This window comes from Psychrobacter sp. PP-21, assembly GCF_033790785.1.
Lineage (GTDB): Bacteria > Pseudomonadota > Gammaproteobacteria > Pseudomonadales > Moraxellaceae > Psychrobacter.
On record NZ_JAMYEB010000087.1, the window covers coordinates 1 to 451 of the forward strand.

2 tRNA genes are annotated in these 451 nt (G+C 43.7%); both read left to right on the plus strand.

The annotated features are described in order from the left end of the window. Nucleotides 1-48 precede the first annotated feature (48 nt). Nucleotides 49-125, plus strand: a tRNA-Ile gene (locus tag NJD71_RS13675). Nucleotides 126-221: 96 nt separating this feature from the next. After that, a tRNA-Ala gene (locus NJD71_RS13680) sits at nucleotides 222-297 on the plus strand. The last annotated feature ends 154 nt before the right edge of the window (nucleotides 298-451 follow it).

Genomic DNA, 451 nt, shown 5'->3' on the forward strand with positions numbered 1-451 from the left:
TCACAACAAGTTGTTCTTTAGTTTAAGCTTACGTTTTAGGACGTATTAGGGTCTGTAGCTCAGCTGGTTAGAGCACCGTGTTGATAACGCGGGGGTCAGTGGTTCGAGTCCACTTAGACCCACCATTATTAATGTAGGTGAAAGAGCCCTAAGTAAATCCCCTTTAAGGGATTTCCTCTTGCGCTCGGATCGAAGCAGTGCTTCGATTGTATCCTCGCTCAGGGGCCATAGCTCAGTTGGTAGAGCGCCTGCCTTGCACGCAGGAGGTCAACGGTTCGACTCCGTTTGGCTCCACCACTACTTTAGTTAAGCTTTAAGTGCTAAATAAAATAGGTATCAAATAGAAACAAGTGATTTGAACAAGATTACTTCTTTCTGTTTTATACAGAATCTGTGACTCGACGAGAGCATAGAGACTATTTAAAAACATAGATATGAGTCTGGGTTAGGA